Origin of the sequence: Microbulbifer variabilis, assembly GCF_020524905.1 — a bacterium.
GTDB classification, from domain to species: Bacteria; Pseudomonadota; Gammaproteobacteria; order Pseudomonadales; family Cellvibrionaceae; genus Microbulbifer; species Microbulbifer variabilis_A.
This window is the reverse complement of the sequence record NZ_JAIVKI010000002.1, coordinates 296,806-321,302: the sequence shown is the minus strand read 5'-3', so window position 1 is coordinate 321,302 and position 24,497 is coordinate 296,806. Positions and strand designations below refer to the sequence as shown.

General features: G+C 53.7%; 22 protein-coding genes. 5 read left to right on the top strand and 17 right to left on the bottom strand.

Going from position 1 to position 24,497, the window contains the following annotated elements; all coding sequences use genetic code 11:
• Positions 1–50: 50 nt before the first annotated feature.
• The 15 genes from atpA to rpmH all read right to left on the bottom strand — a co-directional run bounded on the left by atpA (position 51) and on the right by rpmH (position 13,851).
• A complete protein-coding gene (atpA, locus tag LC073_RS04420) occupies positions 51–1,595 on the bottom strand; it encodes a F0F1 ATP synthase subunit alpha (protein ID WP_226643928.1) in 1,545 nt (514 codons plus the stop codon).
• A 49-nt stretch (positions 1,596–1,644) separates the two neighbouring features.
• Positions 1,645–2,181, bottom strand: coding sequence for a F0F1 ATP synthase subunit delta (locus tag LC073_RS04415; RefSeq protein ID WP_226643925.1), 537 nt, complete (start codon positions 2,179–2,181; stop codon positions 1,645–1,647).
• A gap of 12 nt (positions 2,182–2,193) precedes the next feature.
• On the bottom strand, positions 2,194–2,664 hold the full coding sequence (locus LC073_RS04410) for a F0F1 ATP synthase subunit B (RefSeq protein ID WP_226643922.1): 471 nt from the start codon (positions 2,662–2,664) through the stop codon (positions 2,194–2,196).
• A 52-nt stretch (positions 2,665–2,716) separates the two neighbouring features.
• Positions 2,717–2,962, bottom strand: a complete 246-nt coding sequence (atpE, locus tag LC073_RS04405) for a F0F1 ATP synthase subunit C (protein ID WP_020413895.1) — start codon at positions 2,960–2,962, stop codon at positions 2,717–2,719.
• Between the two features lie 60 nt (positions 2,963–3,022).
• Positions 3,023–3,949 carry a F0F1 ATP synthase subunit A gene (gene atpB, locus LC073_RS04400; protein WP_226643919.1) on the bottom strand — a complete coding sequence of 309 codons (927 nt, stop codon included), beginning with the start codon at positions 3,947–3,949 and terminating at the stop codon, positions 3,023–3,025.
• 49 nt (positions 3,950–3,998) lie between these two features.
• On the bottom strand, positions 3,999–4,361 hold the full coding sequence (locus tag LC073_RS04395; protein WP_226643916.1) for an ATP synthase subunit I: 363 nt from the start codon (positions 4,359–4,361) through the stop codon (positions 3,999–4,001).
• A gap of 201 nt (positions 4,362–4,562) precedes the next feature.
• A complete protein-coding gene (locus tag LC073_RS04390; RefSeq protein WP_226643912.1) occupies positions 4,563–5,465 on the bottom strand; it encodes a ParB/RepB/Spo0J family partition protein in 903 nt (300 codons plus the stop codon).
• A gap of 12 nt (positions 5,466–5,477) precedes the next feature.
• Positions 5,478–6,287 (bottom strand): ParA family protein, encoded by an 810-nt coding sequence (locus LC073_RS04385; protein WP_226643910.1) that lies wholly within the window; start codon positions 6,285–6,287, stop codon positions 5,478–5,480.
• 126 nt (positions 6,288–6,413) lie between these two features.
• Positions 6,414–7,043, bottom strand: coding sequence for a 16S rRNA (guanine(527)-N(7))-methyltransferase RsmG (rsmG, locus tag LC073_RS04380; RefSeq protein WP_226643908.1), 630 nt, complete (start codon positions 7,041–7,043; stop codon positions 6,414–6,416).
• An 88-nt stretch (positions 7,044–7,131) separates the two neighbouring features.
• Positions 7,132–9,021 carry a tRNA uridine-5-carboxymethylaminomethyl(34) synthesis enzyme MnmG gene (mnmG, locus tag LC073_RS04375; protein ID WP_226643905.1) on the bottom strand — a complete coding sequence of 630 codons (1,890 nt, stop codon included), beginning with the start codon at positions 9,019–9,021 and terminating at the stop codon, positions 7,132–7,134.
• A 924-nt stretch (positions 9,022–9,945) separates the two neighbouring features.
• Positions 9,946–11,322, bottom strand: a complete 1,377-nt coding sequence (gene mnmE / locus LC073_RS04370; protein WP_226643902.1) for a tRNA uridine-5-carboxymethylaminomethyl(34) synthesis GTPase MnmE — start codon at positions 11,320–11,322, stop codon at positions 9,946–9,948.
• A 75-nt stretch (positions 11,323–11,397) separates the two neighbouring features.
• Positions 11,398–13,065 carry a membrane protein insertase YidC gene (gene yidC / locus LC073_RS04365; protein WP_226643899.1) on the bottom strand — a complete coding sequence of 556 codons (1,668 nt, stop codon included), beginning with the start codon at positions 13,063–13,065 and terminating at the stop codon, positions 11,398–11,400.
• Between the two features lie 8 nt (positions 13,066–13,073).
• Complete coding sequence (yidD, locus tag LC073_RS04360; protein ID WP_226643896.1) at positions 13,074–13,307, bottom strand: membrane protein insertion efficiency factor YidD; 234 nt, start codon at positions 13,305–13,307, stop codon at positions 13,074–13,076.
• Positions 13,304–13,690, bottom strand: coding sequence for a ribonuclease P protein component (gene rnpA, locus LC073_RS04355; RefSeq protein ID WP_226643894.1), 387 nt, complete (start codon positions 13,688–13,690; stop codon positions 13,304–13,306). Before rnpA ends, yidD begins: the two co-directional genes overlap by 4 nt.
• 26 nt (positions 13,691–13,716) lie before the next feature.
• Positions 13,717–13,851: a 50S ribosomal protein L34 gene (gene rpmH / locus LC073_RS04350; protein ID WP_020413885.1), complete on the bottom strand. Its 135-nt coding sequence runs from the start codon at positions 13,849–13,851 to the stop codon at positions 13,717–13,719.
• 506 nt (positions 13,852–14,357) lie between these two features.
• Here rpmH and dnaA point away from each other — a divergent pair.
• The 5 genes from dnaA to LC073_RS04325 all read left to right on the top strand — a co-directional run bounded on the left by dnaA (position 14,358) and on the right by LC073_RS04325 (position 23,178).
• Entirely contained in the window at positions 14,358–16,043 is a 1,686-nt protein-coding gene (dnaA, locus tag LC073_RS04345; RefSeq protein WP_226643891.1) for a chromosomal replication initiator protein DnaA, read from the top strand.
• Between the two features lie 32 nt (positions 16,044–16,075).
• Positions 16,076–17,182, top strand: coding sequence for a DNA polymerase III subunit beta (gene dnaN, locus LC073_RS04340; RefSeq protein ID WP_226643887.1), 1,107 nt, complete (start codon positions 16,076–16,078; stop codon positions 17,180–17,182).
• 136 nt (positions 17,183–17,318) lie between these two features.
• Positions 17,319–18,425, top strand: coding sequence for a DNA replication/repair protein RecF (gene recF / locus LC073_RS04335; protein ID WP_226643871.1), 1,107 nt, complete (start codon positions 17,319–17,321; stop codon positions 18,423–18,425).
• Between the two features lie 18 nt (positions 18,426–18,443).
• The gene (gene gyrB / locus LC073_RS04330) at positions 18,444–20,864 is read left to right on the top strand and encodes a DNA topoisomerase (ATP-hydrolyzing) subunit B (protein WP_226643869.1); all 2,421 of its coding nucleotides are present in this window, start codon (positions 18,444–18,446) and stop codon (positions 20,862–20,864) included.
• 523 nt (positions 20,865–21,387) lie between these two features.
• Complete coding sequence (locus tag LC073_RS04325; protein WP_226643868.1) at positions 21,388–23,178, top strand: hypothetical protein; 1,791 nt, start codon at positions 21,388–21,390, stop codon at positions 23,176–23,178.
• Positions 23,179–23,228: 50 nt separating this feature from the next.
• Here the strand turns inward: LC073_RS04325 and LC073_RS04320 are convergent, their stop codons facing one another.
• Both LC073_RS04320 and LC073_RS04315 read right to left on the bottom strand, forming a co-directional pair.
• Positions 23,229–23,909 (bottom strand): phosphoadenosine phosphosulfate reductase family protein, encoded by a 681-nt coding sequence (locus LC073_RS04320; protein WP_226643866.1) that lies wholly within the window; start codon positions 23,907–23,909, stop codon positions 23,229–23,231.
• Between the two features lie 136 nt (positions 23,910–24,045).
• Positions 24,046–24,489, bottom strand: a complete 444-nt coding sequence (locus tag LC073_RS04315; protein WP_226643864.1) for a GNAT family N-acetyltransferase — start codon at positions 24,487–24,489, stop codon at positions 24,046–24,048.
• Positions 24,490–24,497 lie beyond the last annotated feature (8 nt).

Below are 24,497 nucleotides of genomic sequence, written 5' to 3'. Positions count from 1 at the left end.
TAGATTCCGAGAGAGCGGCCAGCCGCTCTCTCGCCCTCTCCAGGGAGTTCTTACCAGCTGCTAGTAGCGACGAACTTCTCGATTGCGGCTTTGAAAGCTGCATCGATTTCGTCGTTATAGTCACCAGTAGCGTTCACTTTATCCATCAGCTCGGCGTGTTCGCTGTTCATATAAGCGAGCAGGGCGGCTTCAAAATCGAGAACCTTGGCAACTTCTACTTCTTTCAGGTAACCCTTGTCGGCGGCGTAAACGGAAACAGCCATGTTTGCGATAGACAGCGGAGAGTACTGCTTCTGCTTCATCAGCTCGGTTACACGCTCACCGTGATCCAGCTGCGCCTTGGTGGCCTCGTCCAGGTCAGAGGCAAACTGGGAGAATGCCGCCAGTTCGCGGTACTGAGCCAGAGCGGTACGGATGCCACCAGACAGCTTCTTGATCACCTTGGTCTGCGCTGCGCCACCTACACGGGATACGGAGATACCCGGGTTGATCGCAGGGCGGATACCGGAGTTGAACAGATCGGTCTCGAGGAAGATCTGGCCATCGGTAATGGAAATCACGTTGGTCGGTACGAACGCGGAAACGTCACCGGCCTGGGTTTCGATGATCGGCAGGGCGGTCAGGGAGCCGGTCTTGCCTTTCACTTCACCATTGGTGAACTTCTCTACGTAGTCGGCGTTTACACGCGCGGCGCGCTCCAGCAGACGGGAGTGCAAGTAGAAAACGTCACCGGGGTAGGCTTCACGTCCAGGCGGACGTTTCAGCAACAGGGAGATCTGACGGTAGGCCCAAGCCTGCTTGGTCAGGTCATCGTATACGATCAGGGCGTCTTCACCGCGGTCGCGGAAGTACTCACCCATGGTACAACCGACGTAGGGAGCCAGGAACTGCATCGCTGCCGGATCGGCGGCGCCAGCGGCGACTACGATGGTGTGGTCCATGGCGCCATGCTCTTCGAGCTTACGCACGACGTTGGCAATGGAGGACTGCTTCTGGCCCACGGCAACGTAGATACACTTAACGCCAGTGCCTTTCTGGTTGATGATGGCATCGATTGCCACAGCAGTCTTACCGATCTGACGGTCGCCGATGATCAGCTCACGCTGGCCACGGCCGATCGGGATCATGGTATCAACCGCTTTCAAACCGGTTTGTACAGGCTGGTCAACAGACTGACGGGCGATAACGCCAGGCGCTACCTTTTCTACCGCGTCGGTCAACTTGGTGTTGAGCGGGCCCTTGCCGTCGATCGGGTTACCCAGCGCGTCTACTACGCGACCGAGCAGTTCCGGACCAACCGGAGTTTCCAGAATGCGGCCGGTGCAACGACACTTCTGACCTTCGGCCAAAGATTTGTAGTCACCCAGGATTACAGCACCAACGGAGTCACGCTCCAGGTTCAGCGCCATACCGTAAACGCCGCCTTCGAACTCGATCATCTCACCGTACATCACGTCGGCCAGGCCGTGGATGCGGATGATACCGTCGGATACGGAAACAATGGTGCCCTCATTTTGGGCTTCAGTGCTCACATCGAGATTTTCGATGCGGCTCTTGATGATTTCACTGATCTCAGAGGGATTCAGTTGCTGCATGCTCTGTTCCTCAAGTCCCCCGCCGACTGACGTCGACGGGGAGAGTAATTTAGGAGTTCATCGCCTCGGCGAGCTTGGCCAGACGTCCGCGTACGGAACCGTCGATGACTGTATCACCGGCGCGGATGATCGCGCCGCCCAGCAGGCTCTCGTCCACCGAGCTGTGCAGATGTATTTCGCGTTCAAACTTCTTGCTGAGTTTCTGGCTCAGCGCTTGCGCCTGTGCATCGCTCAGGGCTTGCGCAGAAACAACTTCCACCTCGAGAGTGGCTTCCGCCTGCGCTTTCAGCTCTTCGAACAGCTCGGAAATTTCCGGCAGCAGCTGCAAGCGGTGGTTTTCCGCCAGCAATCGGATGAAGTTCTTACCGTGCTCGCCGAGCTCATCTGAACAGATCGACAGGAATTTATCTGCGCGCTCTTCGCTGGTGAGCTGTGGGTTATCCAGCAGCTCACGCACTTTTTCGTTCTGGCTGACCGCCGCCGCGGTTCCCAGTGCAGCGCTCCAACCACGGAGGTCGGAGGCCTGCTGCGCATAGGCAAATGCGGCTTTGGCGTAGGGCCGGGCCAGTGTGCTGAGTTCCGCCATGGGGTTCCTCGCTTACAGCTCGGCTGCCAGTTGTTCGATCAGGTCGTCGTGCGCCTTAGCGTCGATATTGACCGCGAGAATCTTCTCCGCACCCAGGACAGACAAGTCTGCCACACGGCTGCGCAGTTGCTCTTTAGCGCGATTCACTTCTTGGTCGATCTCAGCTTTGGCCGCAGCTTTCAGGCGATCGCCCTCGGCATGCGCAGTCTGCTTCGCTTCATCGATAATCTGATTGGCACGCTTATTGGCGCCATCGATAATCTCGCTCGCCTGATCTTTGGCTTCTTTCAGCTGCTCGGCAGCTTTGCGCTTGGCCAGTTCCAGATCTTTCTGAGCGTGCTCGGCGTCAGCAAGACCATCTGCGATCTTCTTCTCACGCTCATTCATCACGCCCAAAAGAGGCGGCCAAACAAACTTCCAGCAAAACCAGACGAAAAACAGGAAAGTAATCGACTGGCCGATTAGAGTCAGGTTGATGTTCACACCGACACCTCTTGCTCTTTAAAAAGGGTTAAGGGCAATTGGAACGGCGTAATTAAACCAGACCAGGAGCTACGGCGAAGATCAGGTACATGGCAATACCAACACCGATCATTGGAACCGCGTCGAGCAGACCAGCCATCAGGAACATTTTGCCCTGCAGAGCCGGAGCCTGTTCAGGCTGACGAGCGGAACCTTCCAACAGCTTGCCACCCAGGGTACCGAAACCGATTGCGGTGCCCAGGGCGCCCAGACCGATCAGCAGTGCACTTGCGATGTAAACCAGACCTAATGCTTCCATTGTGTTCTCCAAATCAAAGTTAAAGAGTTGTTGTAAAGGTCGAAAAAAGGGTTAAAAAACTTATTGATCGTGCTCGTGCTCATCGTCGCGATGGTGTGCCATCGCCATGTACACGGTGCTCAATACCATAAATACGAACGCCTGCAGCACGATAACCAGTACGTGGAATATCGCCCAGCCCATGTGCAGGAGGCCCGCACCGATAAAGCCGAGGACACCAACGCCAAAGACAATCGCGATCAGGATAAAGATCATTTCACCGGCGTAGAGGTTTCCGAACAGACGCAAGCCCAGGGAGATCGGCTTGGCGATCAGGGAAACCGCTTCCAGCAGGAAGTTCACCGGGATCAGCAGGATGTCAAAGAACAGCTTGCCAGTATGGAAAGGGTGTAGAGTCAACTCTTTCAGGAAGCCGAGCGCACCTTTCTCGCGAATACTGAAGAAAATCATCAGCGCGAATACCGCCAGCGCCATACCCAGGGTGGCATTGGGGTCAGTAGTCGGAACCACTTTAAAGAAGAGGTGATCGTTGCCGGAAACCTTGGCGGCGGCCATCGGCAGCCAGTCGACCGGTACCAGGTCCATCAGGTTCATCAGGAAGACCCACACAAAAATGGTCAGCGCCATCGGCGCAACCATGGTGTTGCGGTGGGGGAAGGTTTCCTTAACCAGCTTGTCGATAAACTCGGTGACCAGCTCCACAAAACTCTGGAAACCGGTGGGCTTGTCCACACTGGCCTTCTTGGCTGCGCGGGCAAACAGGAAACAGAAAATCAGGCCGAGGCCGATAGACCAACCCAGGGTATCCACATGTAGGGCCCAAAAGCCCATATCCGCAGCTTCCTGGGAGGAATGCGCCATAGTCCAGGTAGACTCACTGAGCACAGAGCCATCGGCGCGGGTGTAACCGGCCGGCAACTTGCCGTAAGTCATATTTTGCAGGTGGTGTTGGATATACCCCGTCGCAGTTAGAGCTTCGCCCGCCATAGTTCCTCAACAATCGTAAAAGTAAGAATTCTTTTTTCTTATCCGCCGGCTAGCGGACCATACGCGCCACCATAATCCAATGCACGATCACACAGAGGACGTAGCTGATAAAAAGCGCTGCCGCGTTCAGCGGCTTGACGGTGGCAAAAACTGCCGCAAAGCCCGCCATGGTCAATATAAATTTGCCGGTTTCCGCGCGATAGAAATTGCCTACCACGCGATGGGCCGCGCGCGCACCGCTGTCGCGAAAGGCGCGCCTGCCAAAATAAGCTCCGGGCAGCGCGCACAAGGCACCGCCAATAAATACGGAAAGCGCCGTCACCGGTTTGCCACTCAAGTGCAGTACCGCACTGGCCAGCGATACCAGCAAAAGCTGTACCGCGGCAATTCGTAATACCGGGGGTTTTGTCATAGACGGGATAAGCCGACTTTTTTGCGCTGTCCGCCCAAAATTTGGGCGTGCGAATTATGCTGCAACAGCATCGCCGATTCAACCGGCAAATGTCGTCAACTTATTTGATTTTCGGGAGGTTTTGCGTGGATTTACTCTGCGCAGTGAGTATTTGCCAACAGTTATTGCGCGCGCCACCAGGACGCGCAATTCACTGGGGGCTCAGTCCTCTGCGTAACCCAGGTGGGCGAGGATTCCATCCAGCTCTTCCAGTGTGGTGTATTTCAGTACCAAGCGACCATTCCCCTTTTCGTTGTGATCGATAGAGACAGGCACACCGACCTTCTCCGCCAGTCGCTCAGTGAGGCGACGAATATTGGGGTCAGTCTTTGGCTTTTCCGGCGCTGGGGTGGCCGGCTGTTGCAGGCGGCGTACAAGTGCCTCTGTCTGGCGTACGGTGAGACTGCGCTCGACCACCTGACGCGCGGCGGAACGCTGGGTAGCACCGGAGAGACCGAGCAGCGCTTTGGCATGCCCCAGCTCCAGGTCGCCGCGTTCAAGAAAGGTACGCACTTCTTCACTAAGGCTTAAAAGGCGCAGCAGGTTGGTCACCGCAGAACGGGATTTACCCACCGCATCGGCCACTTCCTGCTGGGTCAGCTTGAATTCATCCTGCAGGCGCTTGAGCGCCACAGCTTCTTCCACCGGATTCAGGTCTTCTCGCTGAATATTTTCGATCAGCGCCATGGCGATAGCGGCTTCATCGGAGACACTGCGCACTATCGTCGGCACTTTTTCCAATCCGGCCAACTGGGCAGCGCGCCAGCGCCGTTCACCGGCGATAATCTCGTAACTCTGTTCACCTACGCCGCGCACGACGATCGGCTGCATAATGCCCTGGGCGCGAATAGAGTCCGCCAGTTCCTGCAGGGATTCCTGTGGAAAATCCCGGCGTGGCTGATAACGACCGCGCTGTAAAAATTCGATTGGCAACTCTTTTAACTCACCGTCGACCACGGCGGCTTCAGCTTCAGTACCACCGGTGACCTCGGCGATAGCAGTCGAGGCGTTATTGCTGATCAGGTGGGATAGACCCCGCCCCAGTCCTTTGCGTTTCGCGGCCATAGTAATTACCCCTTATACCGCTTCCGCCACAGGGCGGTTTTTCTTGTTGGAAGATTGGCTGGCGGGATGGCGGCGATTGATTTCGCAGGCCAATGCCAGATAGGCGATAGCCCCCTTGGAGTGGCGGTCATAATCCAGCGCCGACTTGCCGAAACTGGGCGCTTCCGCTAAGCGCACATTGCGCGGAATGCAGGTGCGGTATAGACGATCACCAAAGAACTCCTGCAATTGCGCCGATACCTCGCTGGTAAGGCTGTTGCGCGGATCGTACATGGTGCGCAGGATACCCTCGATTTTCAGGTCCGGATTGGCCGCCTGCTGAATCTGTGTGATGGTGTCGACCAACGCCGAAAGGCCCTCCAGTGCGTAGTATTCGCACTGCATGGGAATCAACACGCCGTTGGCCGCGCAGAGGGCGTTCACGGTCAGCATGTTCAAAGACGGCGGACAGTCGATAATGACGTAATCGTAGCGATTGGCGACTATGGCTAGTGCATTACGCAGGCGGGATTCACGCCCCTCCAGATTGAGCAACTCCACTTCGGCCGCAGACAGGTCACCATTGCCCGGGACTAAATCAAAACCGCTCTCTGTGGATACAATGGCCTGTTCCACAGGCAATTCCGCGGCCAGCACATCGTAGCCGGACACCTGCAGGTCGCTTTTATCCACACCGCTGCCCATGGTGGCATTGCCCTGGGGGTCTAGGTCGATCAGCAAAACGCGCCGCTTGTTGGCAACCAAAGATGCGGCCAAGTTGACGCAGGTGGTGGTCTTACCAACCCCGCCTTTCTGGTTGGCCACAGCAAATATCTTGCTCAAGATTCTTGTCCTTTGTAGTTTGCGGGTGCGATTGCCCCGACGCCGGCTCGGCCTTTGGCTGCGGCTGTTGTGCACCACGATACGAAAGCTGGATGGTGCGGGCGTCTAGCCTGCGAAATTGTCATTTTATTTTGTGCGACAGAGCTGAATCATATGTCGCTCGCCGTCGCAACCGGGCACCGACAAACGGTGCACCTGCTCGACCTTAATGCCTTTTGGCAGAGCGCTCAACTCATCCTCCGGCAACTTGCCTTTCATAGCATAAAAGCGACCAGTGGGAGCCAGCATATGCTCGCTGCCATTAACCATATCCTCAATGGAAGCAAAGGCTCGAGAGACGACGCCGGCAAAAGGCTGCTCCGGCACAAAAGCCTCCACCCGCTCATTGATCACTGTGACATTGGGCAGGGGCAGGGAGCTGGCCACCTGGAACAGGAAGCGGGTTTTCTTACCGTTACTATCGAGCAGGGTGATAGAGCGTCCGGGGTGCACAATAGCCAGGGGAATACCCGGTAGGCCGCCTCCGCTGCCCACATCGATCAAAGAACCTTCACCACAAAGATTCACCACACTGAGGCTGTCGATAATATGTCGCTCCAGCATCTGCTCTGGATCGCGTATGGCGGACAGGTTGTAGGCACTGTTCCAGCGGGCAAAAAGCGCCAGGTATTCCAGTAACTGATCCTGCTGACGCTCGCTAAGTGCAACCGACATCTGAGCCGCCGCTTCCAACAGGCGCGGACGATACTGTTCCATTGAGTGAGAAATGGGTCTATCCCCCAGTATTCCCGCGAAGTTCAAATCCCCCCGCAGGGTCTCGCGGGATACCCTGTGGAAAAAAAACTTATACCGCTTTTTTGCGCTTGAGCAGCCCGCGCTTTTTCAACTGAATTAATAACAGCGAGATGGATGCCGGCGTCACTCCCGGAATCCGTGAGGCCCGCGCCAGGGTATCCGGGCGGGTCTCGCCCAGTTTTTGCTTGACCTCATTGGAGAGGCCGGAGATATCGCTATAGTCGAAGTCCGCCGGGATAGGTGTGTCTTCATAGGCCTGCAGGCGTTCAATTTCCTCGCGTTGGCGATCGATATAGCCGGCGTACTTAACCGAGATTTCCACCTGCTCGGCAACCTGTTCGTCGGTTACCGGTTCTCCCTTGAGCCCGGCCACATCCTCATAACCCAGTTCCGGGCGACGCAGCAGGTCCATCAGGCTGTATTCACGCGCCAACGGTTGCGGCAGTTTGGTTTCCACCGAAGCGGCCTGGGGCGTCTTGGGATGCACCCAGGTCTCCTGTAGGCGCTGTGTCTCGCGGGCGATGGCTTCACGCTTTTCGCTGAATGCAGCCCAGCGGGTATCGTCGACCAGACCCAATTCGCGACCCTTTTCAGTTAGACGCAAGTCGGCATTGTCCTCGCGCAGTAGCAGACGGTATTCCGCGCGACTGGTAAACATACGGTAGGGCTCTTTGGTGCCACTGGTGATCAAGTCATCCACAAGCACGCCCAGATAAGCCTCGTCCCGGCGCGGTGACCAGGCTTCGCGTTCCATAGCCTGCAGGGCAGCGTTGGCGCCAGCCAGGAGCCCCTGGGCGGCGGCTTCCTCGTAGCCGGTGGTGCCATTGATCTGGCCGGCAAAGTAGAGCCCCTGGATAAATTTGGTCTGCAGGGAGGGGAGAAGATCGCGAGGGTCGAAAAAATCGTACTCAATCGCATAGCCCGGGCGGGTGATATGCGCCTTTTCAAAGCCCTTGATGGAGTGCACCAACTCAATCTGCACATCGAACGGCAGACTGGTGGAAATACCGTTGGGGTACAGCTCGTTGGTAGTCAGCCCCTCGGGCTCAATAAATACCTGGTGGCTGTCTTTGTCCGCAAAGCGGTGCACTTTGTCCTCGATAGAGGGGCAATAGCGCGGGCCAATCCCCTCAATCACACCGGAGTACATGGGCGAGCGATCGAGTCCACCCTGGATAATTTCATGGGTGCGGGCATTGGTGTGGGTAATCCAGCAACAGATCTGGCGCGGGTGCTGATCCCGGCTGCCCAGGTAAGACATCACCGGAGTGGGAGCGTCCCCCCATTGCTCCTCCAATCCACTGAAATCTACGGAGCGGGCATCAATGCGGGGAGGCGTACCGGTTTTCAGACGATCGACGCGGAAAGGCAATTCGCGCAAGCGGTCCGCTAGGGCAATCGAGGGTGGATCGCCAGCGCGGCCACCGGCATGGTTATCCAAGCCAATATGAATTCGACCGCCGAGGAAGGTCCCGGCGGTTAGTACCACTGTCTTGGCACGAAAACGCACGCCGGCATTGGTGACAACCCCAACCACACGTTCGCCTTCGACTATCAGATCATCCGCCGCCTGTTGGAATATCTCCAGGTTTTCCTGAGCTTCCAGGATTGCGCGTACAGCCGCGCGGTACAGGGCCCTGTCGGCCTGAGCGCGGGTTGCCCGTACTGCTGGACCTTTGCGGGCATTCAGTACCCGGAACTGGATACCACCCAAATCAGTTGCGGTTGCCATGGCTCCACCGAGGGCATCCACTTCCTTCACCAGGTGGCTCTTGCCTATACCACCAATGGCTGGATTGCAGGACATCTGTCCGAGAGTTTCGATGTTGTGAGTCAGCAGCAGGGTAGAGGCTCCCATTCGTGCGGCTGCCAAGGCGGCTTCGGTACCCGCGTGGCCTCCGCCGATCACGATCACATCATAGGTTTTGGGGAAATCCATAGTGGCTGCTACTGGTTACAACTTGGGGCGCACATTTTATAGTCAGTAAGAGTCCTCAGCAATTGGCTTTATTCAAGCCGTTCAGGAAACCTCTGCCTCTGCCTCTGCCTTTGTCTCTCTCTTTCCTGAACATCAACTTCTAATCGCTTGGCCCTCTTAGAGTGATGAATCTCAAAACGCTGTAGAGCTTTCTTAATACTCTTATTAATGAATATATGTATATCTTAAAGAGTATTTTTTTATATTTGTTGTTTTTATTAGGCCGCAGTGAATCCGGTATAATCTCAAAAAATCCTTTCAAAACAATAAGTTACAAGAATGAAAACCCTGCCGACAAACCCTTGGTGGACACAGGGGTAACTGCGGTATGGGACTGTGTAAACTTGGGACAACTTTGTCTTAGTTATCCCTTTTAGGAAGTTATCATCATACGGTTGTTCTATTTTGCAGGTGCTTATCCCCTCTTTTGCCCACAGCCGGTTTTTTTCGGCTAGTGCTTGTGATGCTTTACCCGGACTTTCTGGGGGGGACCTGTGAGTAGTCGATGGCAATGTATAAATCTGTGTATATAGCCATTGAATGGGTGTGGGTTAATAGTGAGATAACTGCCAATAAGCTTATCCACGGGAAATCCCCGTGGACATGTATAACTTCTTTCCCTCAATAGCCATTTAAACAGCTACCTAAAGCTTATTTCTCACCTATTTCGTGGAAAATATGCTGGAAAGCTGGGGATTAAATAGAACTTTTTTGGCAACCTAGGATAGATCTGGGCTGTTCCTGTGAGCAAGAGGTGTGGAACTTGTGCCTGAAGGAGAATAAGAAGAAAGAGTAGGGAGGTACGATAGGGAAGAGAAGAGGACGCTATTTACTAGCGTCCCAAATAGGATAAGTTGCGGGCCGAATACCTTAGAATCTATACGCCTATTTACCGATACAGAAGCTACCGAAAATCTTTCCGAGCAACTCATCCGCGCTCATTGTGCCGGTGATTTCCCCCAGAGCCTGCTGGGCCTGACGCAAGTCTTCCGCAAGTAACTCACCGGCACCGTGACTGTGAAGCTGCTGGGAGCCTTGCTCGATAAAAGCGCGGGCTCGCTCAAGTGCCTCTAAATGCCTTCTCCGCGCGCTAAAGTTGCCTTCGGCAGCGCCACTGAAGCCGATAGACTGTTTTAAATGCTCCTTCAGCGCTTCGAGGCCTGCTCCGGTCTTGGCGCTGATAGCTATTACCGGCACGCCTTCGGTGTGCGCTTGGAGTCCGGCACTATAATCGCTGAGATCAATTTTATTCAGTACCAGTGTGAGCTTGTTTAAGTCCTGAAGCTGGTTGGTAAATTCCGGCCAGGCTTTTATTGGATCCAGTGAGTGGAGTTGCTCTGCATCCATTACCAGCAGCACGCGATCCGCCTGGTGAATCTCCTCCCAGGCCCGCTCGATGCCTATCTGCTCTACCTTGTCCGGCGCATCCCGCAGACCGGCGGTATCGGCGAACTGCAGGGGCATGCCGTCAATGTGGATATCTTCCCGCAAGATATCGCGGGTGGTGCCGGCAATATCGGTGACGATGGCAGTATCGCGCCCGGCGAGGGCATTGAGCAGGCTCGACTTGCCGGCATTGGGGCGCCCAGCAATGGCCACCCGCATACCCTCTCGCATAATGGCGCCCTGGCGCGCCTGGGCTTCCACTCCTGCCATCTGCGCCAGTAGGGCCTGGATATCCGCAGCCACTTTGCCATCGGCAAGAAAGTCTATTTCCTCCTCGGGAAAATCGATAGCGGCTTCCACATAGATACGCAGGTGGGTAAGGTTTTCCACAAGGTCTTCGACCTTTTCGGAAAAAGCGCCTTGTAGTGAACGCATGGCGTTGCGCGCCGCCTGGGCGCTGCCGGCATCAATCAGGTCCGCGATCGCCTCGGCTTGGGTGAGATCCATTTTATCGTTGAGGAAAGCGCGTTCGGAAAACTCGCCGGGGCGTGCCTGGCGGGCACCCAACTCGATCGTCGCTTTCAAGAGTTGATCGAGGATAACCGGGCCACCGTGGCCCTGCAGCTCCACCACATCCTCACCGGTAAAAGAGTTTGGGCCGGGGAAGAATAGGGCGAGCCCCTGGTCGATCAGCAGGTCTCTGTGGAAAAAATTCCGGTAGTGGGCATAGCGCGCTTTTAGCGGTTTGTCTCCGCAGATTTGTTGGGCAATGGACAGGGCGTTGGTGCCTGACAGGCGGATTACACCGATACCACCGCGCCCCGGTGCGGTGGCGACGGCGGCGATGGTGTCACGGTTAAGGCTTTGTTGTGTCATCGGCTGAGTGTACTCGACATAACGGAAAAGGGCCGCAGTTGCGGCCCTTGTTCATTGCGGTCTGTGGATACCAAATCAGTATTTTCCGGCATCCACCTGCTTGTTGATATACCAGGTCTGAGTGATGGTGATCAGGTTGTTGGCGATCCAGTACAGTACCAGGCCAGCCGGGAACCACAGGAAGAACACCGTCATCATCACCGGCATCAGCTGCATGATACGCGCCTGGGTAGGGTCGGTAGGCGCCGGATTCAGCCTCTGCATAAACCACATGGACAGGCCCATGAATACCGGCAGGATAAAGTAGGGATCCTTCGCCGAGAGGTCGTGAATCCAGAAAATCCAGGGCGCATGGCGCAGTTCCACGGTTTCGGTCAACATCCAGTAGAGGGCGATAAACACCGGCATCTGCAGCAGGATCGGCAGGCAGCCACCCATGGGGTTGATCTTCTCGCGGCGGTAGAGCTTCATCGTCTCTTCCGCCAACTTCTGCCGATTGTCCTTGTACTGTTCCTGCAGCCTTTTCATCTGCGGAGCGAATTTGCGCATGCGCGCCATGGACTTGGTGCCCGCAGCGGACAGTGGCAGCAGCAGCGTCTTGATAAATACGGTGAGCAAGATAATTGCCCAACCCCAGTTACTGACGATATGTTCCTGAATAAAGTGCAATACGCGGAACAGTGGCTTGGCGATCCACCACAGCCAACCGTAGTCCACAGTCAGGTCCAGGTAGGGTGAGATCTCTTCCAGGCGGTATACATCCTTGGGACCGGCATAGAAGGAAGCGCTTAACTCGCCCTGAGTTTCGGCAGGAATTTGTACCGGCTGGGCAGTGAAGCCCAAGCGGAATAGTCCATTGGACAGCTCGCGCAGCTCAAAAGTGTTGCGTTCGTCTTGAGGGGGAATCCAGGCGCTGAGGAAGTAATGTTGCACCATGGCTACCCACCCCCCTTCAACAGTGGTGCGGGTGGGTTTCTCGGCGATTTCTTCAAAATCTTGCTTGAAGTAGTTTTCATCGTCGGTGTGCAGGGCGGCACCGAGGAAGGGCTTCATGCCCAGACCGGTGTCAGCGGCCGGCTCGCTGTCGTCGCGCTTGATCTGGCCAAACATCGCGGCTGTCCAGGGCTTGGCGCTGGTATTGTCCACCAGATAAGCCACCTGAATCAGGTAGTCACCGCGCGTGAAAGTGTAGCGCTTGGTGATGTTTGCGCCCTGCTGCTGCAGCGTCAGGTCAACGGTCAGCTGATTCTGCCCTTCGACCATGGCGTAGTTGGTCTTCTCCACCTTGAACAGGGGGCGGCCGGCGGCGCTGTCGGTACCATTTTTACCAATCAGGCCACTCTGGGCGATATAGGTGTGGTAGCGGGTCTGATTTAACAGAATCAGCGGCTGGTCAGGGGTGTTCAGTTTTTCCTGGAACTGCCGCAGGGCCACTTTAACGATATCACCGCCACGGGGATCGATCAGAAGATCAAAAACGTCGGTAGTGACATTGATCAGGGTGCGTTCGCCGCTATCGGCGTCGCTCTCTGCTGGCGCCTGCGACTCTAGCTGGGGTACATCGCCATTGCTGCTGTCGGTGGTTTGCGCTGGGGTTTGGCTGCCGCCCTGCACTTCACTGTGCACTATGGTCTCACGGTCGAGCTCGGGAGTGTGCTGCTCTTGAAATGCATTCCACTGGAAGATAAGTGCCAGGAGAACCGCGAGAATTCCACCTAGCAGCGTATAGCGTTGCCAATCCATCTTAATACCTAGAGCGTGTTCTTGTGATTGGTGGGGGGAACCGGGTCCAGTCCACCTGGGTGCCAGGGGTGGCATTTTATAAGGCGGCGCGCGGTTAAATAACCCCCTTTTAAGGCTCCGTGAGTCTCAATGGCCTCTTCGGAGTATCTCGAGCAGGTTGGGTAGAAGCGGCATTGGTTGCCTACCCAGGGGCTGGCCAGATAGCGATAGACGTGTATCAGCTTGATCAGCAGCCACTTCATGGTTTCGATTGTGGCTGTTGCGCGCGTTTGGCCAGTTTGCGCCAGAGTTTGTTCAGCGTTTTTGCCAGAGCAACCTTATCTAGTTCTGCAACCCCGGGGCGCGCCAATACCACAGCATCCAACGGCGGCAACTGGTGTTGCTGCAGACGGAAAGTTTCGCGGGTGATTCGCTTGATTCGATTGCGATCGGAGGCGTTGCGCACGTGTTTCTTGGCGATCACCAGGCCGAGGCGCGGGTGTTCCAAGTCACTAGGGCAGGCGAGAATCAAAAGATGGGGATGCGCGGCGCGCACAAAGTTTTCATTGAAAACCTTGCGATACTGCGCCGCATTAAGCAGGCGCAGCGTCTTGGCAAATCCGAAGCTGCTGCGCGCCTGCTGCATAAAAGAGATCTCTAAAAGAAGAGATATTATGCAGACAGAACTTTGCGGCCTTTAGCGCGACGGCGGGCCAGGATTTTACGGCCGTTTTTAGTTGCCATACGAGCGCGGAAACCGTGAGTGCGTTTGCGCTTCAAGTTGCTGGGTTGAAATGTGCGTTTCATAGTCTTGCTACCTGAGACTTTGTGTTCAAGATTTCTCGGGACCATCCCCGGCCGCGGCCTGGGCTCCGGTCCGGCACAGAGCCGGCGCAGACGGAGCTACGCGCTGCGAAGGTCGCGGATTGTATAGAAAGGCAGCAGTGAAAGCAACGCACAGACCGGGGAAATTCAGCCTGCTTGCAATTAAATCACAGTTCCATATCGCGTCAATTAATCAAGCCTTTGAGGTGCCTGAAATATTTGGCGATGCCCACTGATTGACCCCAAGATACACACAGGTTGTTGTGGATAAGTTTGCGGATATCCGTACTTCAACTGTTTAAATGTTGCGCAAATGCCTGATTGCATGGACCTTTTTACGTGATTTTTTCAACAGATCGATGCTTTCTTGTGGATAACCCATCGATGGAAAGGTATACTGCGCCGATCTTATTTGACGGCTGGGGCGTTTCAGCCCCGTCATGTCGTTGTCTCCGTGGTCTTACCATTTTGGGGTTTTGGGGGGTTTCTTGACTGAATCCGTTTGGAAGCAGTGCGCGAGCTGTTTACAGGATGAGCTGCCATCTCAGCAGTTCAATACCTGGATCAGGCCGCTGCGTGTCAATCCCGCGTGTGCGGACGGCGAGTTGCGCTTAGTCGCGCCAAATCGCTTCGTGCTGGACTGGGTTGGCGGTAAATTCCTTCATCGAATCCGTGAGCTGGTACACCAGTTCTCACCGGGGCAGCCACTACAAGTAGGGCTGGAGATCACCGCGCGACGTCCCGCGCGTTTCCAGCGCAGCCGCACTGCAATGGAGATGGCACCGGCTCCCACACCTGTGCCACCAACACCCAATAACATGGCACCCTCAATGGTGTCTTCCGCCTCTTCGAGGTCGGTGGATTTCCCCACTACGCCGGCGGGTGTGGTCTCTCCTGCGGCTTCCCAGGGGTTTATGAATTCCGTGGAATCCCCTGTGGCCCCTGTCCACGCCCAGCCTCTGATGGGCGGTGGTTTTGGTGGTAGTCCGGGTGCCAATCCTCATCCGGCACTGGAAGAGGAGACAAACTCACGACAAATGAGCAAAGGAGAGCAGGCGGTTTCCGACATTCGGCCGGCAATAATGAACGACATGATGCGTTCTATCCCGGAGCAGCCTGCGCGCCAGGTTGAGGTCGAGGGTGCTATTAAGCACGGCAGCTCCCTCAATCGTAATTTCACTTTTAAATCCTTTGTTGAAGGCAAGTCTAATCAACTGGGCTTGGCCGCTGCACAGCAAATTTCCGATAATCCCGGTGGGGCCTACAACCCACTCTTTATTTATGGTGGCGTGGGCCTGGGTAAGACGCACCTGATGCATGCAGTGGGTAATGCGCTATTGGAGCGCAATCCCAACGCCAAGGTGGTCTACCTACACTCTGAGCGCTTCGTTGCGGATATGGTGAAGGCCCTGCAGCTCAACGCTATCAGCGACTTTAAGCGCTATTATCGCTCGGTTGATGCGCTGTTGATTGATGATATCCAGTTTTTTGCCGGCAAGGAGCGCTCTCAGGAAGAGTTTTTCCACACTTTTAACGCGCTTCTTGAAGGTGGTCAGCAGATTATTCTCACTTGTGATCGCTACCCGAAAGAGATCGACGGGCTCGAAGAGCGATTGAAGTCCCGCTTTGGTTGGGGGCTCACTGTGGCCGTAGAGCCGCCGGAACTGGAAACCCGCGTAGCCATATTAATGAAGAAAGCCGAGCAATTTGGCGTGGAGTTGCCACACGATTCCGCTTTCTTTATCGCCCAGCGTATTCGCTCCAATGTGCGTGAGTTGGAGGGGGCTCTGCGCCGCGTGATTGCCAACGCCCAGTTTACCGGTCGCGCTATTGATGATGTTCTGGTGCGCGAGGCGCTCAAGGATCTCCTCGCTTTACAGGACCGCTTGGTGAGCGTCGACAATATCCAGCGAGTGGTGGCTGAATACTACAAGATCAAGGTGGCCGACCTGTTGTCCAAACGCCGCAGCCGCTCTGTTGCGCGTCCGCGCCAGGTGGCCATGTCTCTTGCCAAAGAGTTGACCAATCACAGTTTGCCCGAGATAGGCGATGCTTTTGGCGGTCGTGACCACACCACGGTCTTGCACGCCTGCCGTAAGATTCGCGAATTGCAGGAGTCTGACGCGGATATCCGCGAGGACGTAAAGTTACTGACACGGTCGTTGACCACTTAATCGAATAACTGACAAACAAGGCGAAACAACCGATGAAATTCAATGTGAGCCGGGACGCCCTGCTGAAGCCCCTACAACTGGTAGCCGGTGTCGTTGAGAAGCGCCAGACTCTGCCGGTCCTGGCTAATGTATTGATGCAATTACAAGGTCAGGAGTTGTCCCTGACCGGTACAGATCTCGAAGTGGAGATTGTCGGCCGCTTGTCGGTGGACGGCGTGGAGATGGAAGGTGAGGTAACCGTCCCGGCACGAAAGTTACTGGATATCTGTCGCTCACTGCCAGATGGCGCTGAACTGAAGTTTGAGCGCGATGGTGAGCGTTTGGTATTGCGCAGTGGTCGCAGCCGTTTTCAGTTATCGACTCTGCCAGCGGCTGACTTCCCCAACCAGGAAGAGACCAGCGCCCAAACCCGTTTCGATATTTCCCAGCGCGAAATTCGACGCCTGATCGAGGCCACCAGCTTTGCCATGGCCCAGCAGGATGTGCGCTACTACCTGAATGGCCTGCTATTGGAGTGCCGCCCACAGCAATTACGCGCGGTGGCTACCGATGGCCACCGCTTGGCCCTGTGTGACCGCGATGCCCCGGGCTTGAATGTATCGACGCCGATCCAGGCGATTGTTCCGCGCAAGGGTGTGTTGGAATTGGGCCGTCTGCTGGAAGATACCGATGTACAGGCACAGGTGGTATTGGGCAACAATCATATTCGTGTGATGTGTGGTCAGTTTACCTTCACCTCCAAGCTGGTGGATGGCAAATTCCCGGATTACGAGCGTGTCCTGCCACGTGGTGCCGGCAATGTGGTTTACGCCGACCGTCAGGGCTTGCGTCAGGCTTTCTCCCGTGCAGCGATTCTCTCCAATGAGAAATACCGCGGAGTGCGCTTACAGGTCTCCGAAGGGTTGTTGCAGATTGTGGCCAACAACCCTGAGCAGGAGGAGGCGGAAGAGCAAATGATGGTGGACTATGTCGGTGAGCCGATGGAAATTGGCTTCAACGTTTCCTATCTGCTCGACGTTACCGGCGCTATTCATAGCGACCAGATTCGTATCAGCCTGGCGGATGCGAACAGTAGTGCTCTGCTGCAGCAACCTGAGGATGGTGACGCCCTCTATGTGATTATGCCGATGCGCCTGTAAGCCTGGCTAACCAGCACTTGGCTCACAAATGGGAAGGGACCGCTTTGCATCATCAACAAGCGGTCCCTTTATTTTATCTGGTACTTTATCTGGATTTCACCGCTGGAATTACCCCGGCTAACAAGTGGAAGGGTTCATGGCACTGAGCCGCCTTCTCATTTCCAATTTTCGCAACATCTCCCACGCCGACCTGCTTTTGGATACGGGGGTGAACCTGTTTTGTGGCGTCAATGGCAGCGGCAAGACCTCCATCCTTGAAGCCGTACACATGTTGGCCACTGGTCGCTCCTTTCGATCTCGCCAGCATAAATCCGTTATTCGGCATGATCATCCCGGGCTCACAGTTTTTACCCAGCTGGATACTGGGTTCAACCTTGGCGTCGAACGGCTGGCGGATGGAGGTGGTCGTGTACGCATCAATCAGGCAGCGGCTGAGTCCAGCTCACAGCTTGCCAGCTGTTTACCGTTGCAATTAATTAATAGCGATAGTTTCTCCGCTCTGGATGGAGGGCCAGGGGTGCGCAGGCGACTCTTGGATTGGACAGTGTTCCACGTGGAACATCTCTATGCACAGGAATGGAAAAATTATCAAATCGCACTGAAGCAGCGAAATGCCCTGTTGCGACGTGGTAAAATCGACGCGGTTGCGCTCGGGATTTGGGAGCATCAGTTGGCACAGAGTGGCGAGCGGGTGGATACCCTACGCTATGGCCAATTTCAGCAGTTACAGGCAGCTGTGGTTACCCTATTAGAGGAGTTGCCACAAAGCCTGTTGCATCGTGTAGATATGAGTTATCGGCGGGGTTGGCGCAAGGAGATTGCGCTGGCAGAGGCGTTGAGAGAGTCCCGTGAAGGTGACCTCAATCAAGGGCATACCCGCACGGGGCCTCATAGGGCAGATCTCCGTTTTACTGTGGCGGGGGAGGCTGCACATAATATTTTATCCCGTGGCCAGCAGAAGATGCTGGTTTGCGCCGTACGCACGGCTATGGCGCAATTGGTATGTCGTCACCGGGAGAAACCGGTGTTTCTTGTGGACGACCTGCCTGCGGAGCTGGATGATCACAATCAACAGATTTTTGCCCAGTGGGTTGGTCGTTGTGCCAGCCAAGTACTGGTAACCGGAATAGATGAGGGCACTACGAGCCGCCCCTGGCGACAGCTCGAACCCCCTTGGAATTGCCCGAAAGTGTTCCACGTGGAACATGGGAATATCAGCGCCGAGGCATCGGCTGCACAATAAGTTGAATGGAGCGAATAAATGTCAGAGCAGCAAAGCTATGACTCGAGCAGTATCAAGGTACTTAAAGGCCTGGATGCGGTGCGCAAGCGCCCCGGAATGTATATCGGTGATACCGACGATGGTACCGGCCTGCATCACATGGTTTTCGAGGTGGTCGACAACTCCATTGATGAAGCACTGGCCGGCCATTGCGACGAGATTCGCGTAACTATCCACCCGGATGAGTCGATATCTGTCTCTGATAATGGCCGAGGTATTCCTACAGAAATTCACCCGGAAGAGGGGGTTTCTGCCGCTGAAGTGATTATGACCGTGCTGCACGCGGGTGGTAAGTTCGACGACAATACCTATAAGGTATCCGGTGGTCTGCACGGTGTGGGTGTGTCGGTAGTGAATGCGCTCTCCAAAGAGCTGAAATTGACCATCCGCCGCGGGGGCAAGATCTTTGAGCAAACCTATTATCACGGTGTGCCCCAGGCTCCACTGGATGTGGTTGGTGATAGTGATAGCACCGGCACCACGGTACATTTCAAACCCTCTGCAGATACTTTCAATAATATCGAATTCCACTTCGATGTACTGGCCAAACGCCTGCGCGAGCTGTCCTTCCTAAATTCTGGTGTGCGAATATTGCTAAAAGATGAGCGCAGTGGAAAAGAAGAGATTTATGAATACGAGGGTGGTTTGAGCGCCTTTGTGGAGTTTCTTAACCAGAACAAAACCCCGATCAATAAGGTGTTGCACTTCCAGAGTCAGCGCGATGACGGTATTGCCGTGGAAGTGGCTCTACAGTGGAATGACAGCTTTCAGGAAAACATTTTCTGTTACACCAATAATATCCCCCAGCGCGACGGCGGCACCCACCTGGCGGGCTTCCGTGCAGCCCTGACTCGTGGATTGAACACTTATATCGAGAAAGAGGGCCTGGGGAAAAAAGATAAGGTGAATACCACCGGTGACGATGCTCGTGAAGGTCTCACCGCGATTATCTCCGTGAAGGTGCCGGACCCGAAATTTTCCTCACAGACCAAAGACAAGCTGGTTTCCTCCGAAGTGAAGCCGGCTGTTGAGCAGGAGATGGGGCAGCACTTCAATGATTACCTATTGGAGAATCCCCAGGAAGCCAAGTCAGTCGTTACCAAGATGATCGATGCGGCTAAAGCCCGTGAGGCGGCGCGCAGGGCACGTGAGATGACCCGTCGCAAGGGCGCTCTGGATATTGCCGGTCTGCCCGGCAAACTGGCAGATTGTCAGCAGAAAGACCCTGCGCTGTCAGAAATTTACCTGGTGGAGGGTGACTCCGCTGGTGGCTCTGCCAAGCAGGGGCGTGACCGCCGCACACAGGCGATCCTGCCTCTAAAGGGCAAGATCCTTAACGTAGAAAAAGCGCGTTTCGACAAGATGCTTTCCAGTGCGGAGGTGGGCACGCTGATCACCGCGCTGGGTTGTGGCATTGGCAAGAGTGAGTTCAACCCGGACAAGCTGCGCTACCACAGCATCATTATCATGACCGATGCGGACGTGGATGGTGCGCATATCCGCACTTTGCTGCTGACTTTCTTCTTCCGTCAGATGCCGGAGCTGATCCAGCGTGGCCATATTTATATCGCGCAGCCGCCGCTGTACAAGATCTCCAAGGGCAAACAGGAACAGTATCTGAAGGATGAGGCAGCCTTGACCCAGTTCCTCACCAATGCGGCCCTGGAAGGCGCCACCCTGTTCGTCAACCCGGATGCCCCAGGCCTGTCGGGCCCCTCTCTGGAGAGCTTGGTGGGCGAGTACCGCAGTGTGTTGGCCACTATTGATCGCCTGTCTCGCCTTTACCCGGAAGAAGTTCTGCGCAGCATGATCTACCTGCCCAGCCTCACTCAGGAAGACCTGCAATCTCAGGATACGGTGGCTGAATGGTGTGCACAGCTGCAGGAAAAGCTTGCGGGTGAAGAGAGTGGTGGAACCCGTCGTCATCAAGTCACCGTGCAGGAGAATACCGAGCGCGGCTTGTTTTTGCCCCATATTCATATAGTGGCTCATGGCGTTGGCAGCGACTATCTGATCAACCACGAGTTTTTTGACTCTGCCGAATACGCCTCTATCTGTGCCCTGGGCGAAAAGATGGTGGATCTGCTGGAAGAGGGTGCTTTTATTCAGCGCGGCGAGAAGCAACACCCCGTGAGCAGTTTCCCGGAAGTGATGAACTGGCTGATGAGCGAGAGCCGCCGTGGTTACGGTATCCAGCGCTATAAAGGACTGGGAGAGATGAACCCCGAGCAGTTATGGGAGACCACCATGGACCCCGAGAGCCGCCGTATGCTGCAGGTTACCGTGGAGGATGCCATTGCCGCGGACCAGATATTTACCACCCTGATGGGGGATCAGGTAGAGCCGCGTCGTGAGTTTATTGAGAGTAATGCTTTGGCGGTGGAAAATTTGGACGTCTAATTTCGCTTGCCACTTTATAGGCTAAAGTCGTGTAGCTCTCTCGGTGAAAGGACTTCGTCTGAGAGAGCTGGTTAAAGAGCTCTTATTAAGTTTTTGAGTCATTGAAAGGAACTGAGGCCTATCAGATTGAGCTTTCTAGGCCCTGCTTCCCTATTTCAAAACAACGATAGTCCGTTTAAAAATTACTACTCTCTTATCTCTCTTATCTCTCTTTCTCCCCTAGTCTGAGCTTGCTTATAGAGTTCCAACCACAAAACTAAATAATTGCTGTCAACTCTAAATTATAGTGATTATTTTTTGTGCAAAAAATATTAAAAATCTGGATGGATCGTTTCAAAAAGTCGCCGTATAAATCCGCGGCTCCCACAATTATTTAAAGATAAAAGGTCACTTAAAAATTGGTTGCCGGATAACTATTCTCGAATTTCTGATCTATTCAGAAAATCAGAAAATAGTTGTATTTACACAGTATTTTTTCGTGATTCAATAGTTCAATAAATAGTAAGCCTCAATGGGGATTTCGATGAATCACTCTGCAAATAAAATTTCCAGAAAAATATTGAGAGTTATTTTTTCAACATCACTATTGTTTGCCATTAGTAGTTGCACAAGCTCAGAGAAGCTAATTAATTCAAATTGGTTCGAAATAGAAACTGAGCATTTTCGTATAGTAACTAATGATAATCCTAAGCGCGTGCAGAAATTGGCTGAGGATTTAGAAAAATTTCGTATTTTCTCGAGGAAATATATTAATTTCTCCCCAGATCAACAGAAACTCACCATTTATGCATTGGCTGATCAACTTAGTTTTGCGGGGGTGAGTGGCAGCGAGAACTCTCGAAGAGTGATCGGAAGGTTTGAGAACACGTCACATGGGAGTTTTGCCCTATTAAATCTTAAGGGGAACCAATATCTACCTGGAAACCCGGCTCGTCAGACGCTTTTCCATGAATACACACATTTTTTAACCTATGGACGCAGCCAATATAATTTCCCCTATTGGTTTAGTGAAGGTGTTGCAGAAGTATTTTCTACGGTTTCATTTGATAAAAAAGATAACTTCAGCGTTGGCGGCATACCCCTAGATAGAGCGATTAGTTTATACGGAAATAGAGAAATGCCTTTAAAAGAACTTCTGCGGGCAGTTCCAGGTTCTCTCAGTGATCGCGATACTGAAGCGCTTTATGCAAGTGGGTGGATGCTGAGCCATTGGTTAATTTTCAATGCCGAGCTCAATGATGGATTGAGCAAATTTCTCCAAGCTTATAATCGTGGCGAAGACCCTGTGAATGCGCTGCCCGCTGCGTTGGGTATGACCTTTGATGAGCTTGAAAGTATCTACCAAAAATTGCCCAAGGCCGATTTTAATTATTACAAAGGCCCGTTAGTCTATGAACAAGAAAATTTTTCAATCAGTACGAGACCACTGGATAATCTGGAAGCGGTAGCCGAAATTGCCCATTATATGGCCATCACAGATCAGACTTCCGAAGTGCTTAGAGATTATATTTCTTATGCTGAAAAGAAGGCACTGGTAAGTCCAGAGCTGATGTCGGCACTGGCGATCGCTGAGGCGAAGGAGGAAAATTATTCTTCAGCCCGCGAGATACTTGGAAAAATAGAAGATAAATACCAGGCTGAAACTTGGTATCTGGAAGCCGCTGCAATGGTTGCGCTTTATGATGCGCTAGCCAAAGAAAAAGAAATCAACGTCCCAGAATTTAAAAAAATCCGCGATAGATATGTTGAGCTGGTTAATGCTGAGGATGACGTGCCGGCCTATTGGCATGAACTGGCGATTACGATGCAGGTATTAGGTTATCCACGGCCCAAGTATGTAAACATGCTGCAGCAGGCCTACTTGCGCGCTCCAAGGGACATCAATATTGCCTGGTGGTACGCCCATGAACTCTATCTTAATCGAGATGCTGAAATGTTCTCCCGGGTCTCCCAGCCGCTTTTGATGCAAATTACACGCCCTGAGTCCCGAGAACACCTCGAATCAATGAGAAGGGACCTCAACCGGGAAGCATTGCCTTTTACAGACAATGGGGAAGAAAAAAATGGTCTGGGAAAATTAATGAAGGATTACCAGTTCCTGTCGGAAAATAAAGCGTTGGCAATGGCCCTGGATTACCGAGGGGCTTTTGTTGTGGGGTATATCGATAATAGTGCCAGTCAAACAGAAGCAAACCAGCAAGCTTTACAAGCTTGTGAAGAACAGCGAGAGCAACTACAGGTGAAAGATCGCTGTGAACTCTATGCAGAAGGGGAAACAATCATTCGTTCCCCCAATAAAAATCAGATTCATTAGTAATCAAATCTAATAGCGGGTGTGGAAAGGTTATCGCTGGGATCAGTTAATTACTTTTCCAGTAATAACCCACACTCCCGATGTTCCTCGCCCTTGGTCGGATCGAAATACACATCATTATCCGGTAGTTCGTTTTCGTAAACGTACTCCTCTACATCGATCTCCTTCAGGTGGAACATTGGCGCTACGCGAATAGTGCCGTGATTCCCCTGGGTAAAAATATCCAGGTTTTTGCGGTGTGCATTCTGATCGTGTCGAATGCCGTTAAGCCATACATCCGGCTTCAGTTCCTGCATGGCGCGGTTAAATGGCTCCAGTTTCACTGTACGCGAGAAAAAGTCGTGCTCGGGAGTATCCAAGGGTGGAATACCACCGTAAACGGCGTTGTAGTGAGCCGCAGACATCTTTGGAGAAAAGGTACGTAAATTGAGATTGAACTGCTCAACCACATTTTCTATATGACGGTAGGTTTCCGGGGTGTTGTAGCCGTGATCCACCCAAATTACCGGAATATCCGGCTTGGCTCGGGTTACCAGGTGCAGGAAAGCCACAGCAAGGGGCCGAAAATTGGTGAAGACTACCGGGTTCTGGGCCTTGTCCATGGTAAACCGCATGATTTCGCTGGGTTTAGCTTCAGCGAAAGTCTGATTCAGAGATGCCAAATCAGCATCGTGATGAAAAAAGCGGTCGCTTGAGGACGGCAGGGTATTACTGGAAGCGTTGTGTCCCATAAAAATCAGCGCATAGGAAAACTAGGATGAAAGGCATGCTACCCGGATACTTTGTCGCGTAGAAACAATAAAAAGGAGTGAATCAATAATCTTCGGTTATAAGTAATGGTTTACACCTCTGTGAGTAGGATAAAGATCAGGGTGAGCTCCCTTTACCGGACATTAGGATCTGGTGTTGTCCGTACTCCGCGTTGTAGCCGCGACGGATTTCCACAAACCCATGCTTTTGTAAGAAGTATCGTGTTCGCAGATTTTCACGGAAAACTTGCGCCTGAAGCTGGGACCGGCCGCGGCCAACACTTGTTAGTAACCGCGTGCCGATACCACAACCTGTGAACAGAGGGCTGACACATAAATGTGCAACCCTGTTGTTGTCCACAATAGTGATAAAAGCCTCGGCTACTGCGCTGTGCCGACCAGTAAATACCAGGCACTGGTTCGATCGGCGGCAGTCCCGGCGGAACTCGCCCAGACGGTTTAGCCAGAACTGGCGAGGTAGGGAGGGGTGGGAATTCGCTACGGCATGAAGCCAGAGTTGCTCCATCCTGATCAGGTCCGAATGCTTTGCGGCTCTGAACATAGGTACCC

Coding starts and splice junctions, on each gene's coding strand:
- rsmG (WP_226643908.1), bottom strand. CDS start 7,043: ATGGAACAGTATCGTCCGCGCCTGTTGGAAGCGGCGGCTCAGATGTCG.
- rpmH (WP_020413885.1), bottom strand. CDS start 13,851: ATGAAACGCACATTTCAACCCAGCAACTTGAAGCGCAAACGCACTCAC.
- mnmE (WP_226643902.1), bottom strand. CDS start 11,322: ATGACACAACAAAGCCTTAACCGTGACACCATCGCCGCCGTCGCCACC.
- LC073_RS04395 (WP_226643916.1), bottom strand. CDS start 4,361: ATGACAAAACCCCCGGTATTACGAATTGCCGCGGTACAGCTTTTGCTG.
- rnpA (WP_226643894.1), bottom strand. CDS start 13,690: ATGCAGCAGGCGCGCAGCAGCTTCGGATTTGCCAAGACGCTGCGCCTG.
- LC073_RS04390 (WP_226643912.1), bottom strand. CDS start 5,465: ATGGCCGCGAAACGCAAAGGACTGGGGCGGGGTCTATCCCACCTGATC.
- yidD (WP_226643896.1), bottom strand. CDS start 13,307: ATGAAGTGGCTGCTGATCAAGCTGATACACGTCTATCGCTATCTGGCC.
- atpA (WP_226643928.1), bottom strand. CDS start 1,595: ATGCAGCAACTGAATCCCTCTGAGATCAGTGAAATCATCAAGAGCCGC.
- LC073_RS04315 (WP_226643864.1), bottom strand. CDS start 24,489: ATGTTCAGAGCCGCAAAGCATTCGGACCTGATCAGGATGGAGCAACTC.
- atpE (WP_020413895.1), bottom strand. CDS start 2,962: ATGGAAGCATTAGGTCTGGTTTACATCGCAAGTGCACTGCTGATCGGT.
- recF (WP_226643871.1), top strand. CDS start 17,319: ATGGCACTGAGCCGCCTTCTCATTTCCAATTTTCGCAACATCTCCCAC.
- yidC (WP_226643899.1), bottom strand. CDS start 13,065: ATGGATTGGCAACGCTATACGCTGCTAGGTGGAATTCTCGCGGTTCTC.
- dnaN (WP_226643887.1), top strand. CDS start 16,076: ATGAAATTCAATGTGAGCCGGGACGCCCTGCTGAAGCCCCTACAACTG.
- mnmG (WP_226643905.1), bottom strand. CDS start 9,021: ATGGATTTCCCCAAAACCTATGATGTGATCGTGATCGGCGGAGGCCAC.
- LC073_RS04415 (WP_226643925.1), bottom strand. CDS start 2,181: ATGGCGGAACTCAGCACACTGGCCCGGCCCTACGCCAAAGCCGCATTT.
- gyrB (WP_226643869.1), top strand. CDS start 18,444: ATGTCAGAGCAGCAAAGCTATGACTCGAGCAGTATCAAGGTACTTAAA.
- LC073_RS04325 (WP_226643868.1), top strand. CDS start 21,388: ATGAATCACTCTGCAAATAAAATTTCCAGAAAAATATTGAGAGTTATT.
- LC073_RS04320 (WP_226643866.1), bottom strand. CDS start 23,909: ATGGGACACAACGCTTCCAGTAATACCCTGCCGTCCTCAAGCGACCGC.
- atpB (WP_226643919.1), bottom strand. CDS start 3,949: ATGGCGGGCGAAGCTCTAACTGCGACGGGGTATATCCAACACCACCTG.